The sequence below is a fragment of the Streptomyces sp. NPDC101234 genome (assembly GCF_044767525.1).
Classification (GTDB): Bacteria; Actinomycetota; Actinomycetes; order Streptomycetales; family Streptomycetaceae; genus Streptomyces; species Streptomyces sasae.
This window is the reverse complement of the sequence record NZ_JBIWOA010000113.1, coordinates 1-1,663: the sequence shown is the minus strand read 5'-3', so window position 1 is coordinate 1,663 and position 1,663 is coordinate 1. Positions and strand designations below refer to the sequence as shown.

At 69.3% G+C, this 1,663-nt stretch carries 2 protein-coding genes; one reads left to right on the top strand and one right to left on the bottom strand.

The features are described from left to right. The first annotated feature begins 119 nt into the window (after positions 1-119). Positions 120-674, top strand: a complete 555-nt coding sequence (locus ACIRR9_RS55965; RefSeq protein WP_403769822.1) for a hypothetical protein — start codon at positions 120-122, stop codon at positions 672-674. On the opposite strand, the gene ACIRR9_RS55960 is transcribed toward ACIRR9_RS55965, so the two are convergent. Further along, entirely contained in the window at positions 598-1,422 is an 825-nt protein-coding gene (locus tag ACIRR9_RS55960) for an IS5 family transposase (protein ID WP_403769819.1), read from the bottom strand. The genes ACIRR9_RS55965 and ACIRR9_RS55960 overlap by 77 nt on opposite strands. Between the last annotated feature and the right edge of the window lie 241 nt (positions 1,423-1,663).

Sequence of the window (1,663 nt, the reverse complement as noted above, 5' to 3'; positions counted from 1 at the left end):
AGAAGCCGTTGTCTTTCCGGATGTGATCGTTGAGTTTCCGCTGATCAGGCATGGTGTCGGTGTCGCCGAGGGAGGGTTCGGACGTTCAGTTCGTTCTCGGTGGTACGGAGGTGGCGCCGGTGGCGTCGGTGATGGGCTTGCTGGAGGAACGGGAGACCGCTGCCCGGGCGGCTGTGGAGGAGCTTCAGGCGGAAGCGGACCGGGTCCTGGCCGAACTCGCTGTGGCGGAGGGGGTGTTGGAGCGCCGGGTGATCGCTCGGGTTGAGCTCGCCGAGGCCCTGGCCACGCCGGCCGAGGAGGCGGCTGTGGTGGTTCCCGGCCCGCGGGAGGCGTCAGCGGAGGCGGTGAAGGTCCCGGTCACGGGCTCGGTTGTGCCGCGGTGGCACCAGGCAGGGACGCTTCAGGCGCTCGCGCCGGACTACCGGCGGATCGTGGAGCTGGTGGAGTCCGCGGGAGCCGACGGTGCGGGGATGTCGGCGAAGGAGCTGGCGGCCCGGCTGGGTCTGGAGTTGGTGCCGGCGAAGATCGAGGGGGTGCGCTCCCGGGCGAAGCGGCTGGTCGAGCGGGAGTGGCTGGCGGCGTCGCTGTCGGGCCGGTTCACGCCGCGGCGGCCCATCGCGACTGCTCGGGCCGCGGCCGGGATGCCGGACGGCGGGCGAGGCGGCGGCTCATGAGCATGGCCTGCGAGAAGTAGACGAACGCCTCGCTGGAAGCGGGCAGCGTCTCGAAGTCCCGCACCAGACGGCGCGAACGCATCAGCCACCCCAGCGTGCGCTCCACCACCCACCTTCTCGGCAGCACCGCGAACCCCTTCACGTCGTCACTGCGTTTGACGATCTGGAGGGTGAGCTGGAGTTTCTCCTTCGCCCAGGTGACCAGGCGGCCGGAGTAGCCGCCGTCGGCCCACACCAGTGTGATCGTGGTGAACTTCGTCCGCAGGTGGGGCAGCATGCCGCGAGCGGCCTGACGGTCGGTGACGTCGGCGGCACACACCAGCACCATCAGGACGAGGCCGAGGCAGTCCGTGATGACGTGCCGGCGCCTGCCGTTGATCTTCTTGCCGCCGTCGTAGCCGCGTGACGCGGCGGGCACCGAGGCCGCCGCCTTGACGGACTGCGAGTCGATGATGGCCGCGGTCGGTTCCACCTCGCGTCCCTCGGCCGTGCGGACCTCACCACGCAGCCGGTCATGGAACTCCTTGGCCAGGCCCTTGTTCCGCCACCTACGGAAGAACGCATACACGCGGTCCCAGCTGGGGAAATCGCACGGCATCGCGCGCCACTTGATCCCGTTGTCGGTGACATAGCGGATCGCGTCCAGCATCACGCGGTGGCAGTAGCCTTCCGGCTGCCCGCCCCGGCCCTCCAGCCATGCCGGAACCGGCAGCGCGTCCCGCACCACCGCCCACTCCTCGTCCGTCATGTCCGACGGATACACCGGCACCCTCTCCGGACGGTCGGCCGCGTTCCCGAACCGGTGAGCGAGACAATCGCACGGCGACACGCGGAAGTTGGACGCGACGGGCACGATCACGCAAGACTGGAACAACAGGGCCTCCTTGGTGCACGAGTCGGTGTCGCAACCCTCGTGCTGCACCGGAGGCCCTGCCTTCATGCACCCACCGGCCAAGATCACCCGTCAAGGGATCCTGTTCGATCAGAAC

Coding starts and splice junctions, on each gene's coding strand:
- ACIRR9_RS55960 (WP_403769819.1), bottom strand. CDS start 1,422: ATGACGGACGAGGAGTGGGCGGTGGTGCGGGACGCGCTGCCGGTTCCG.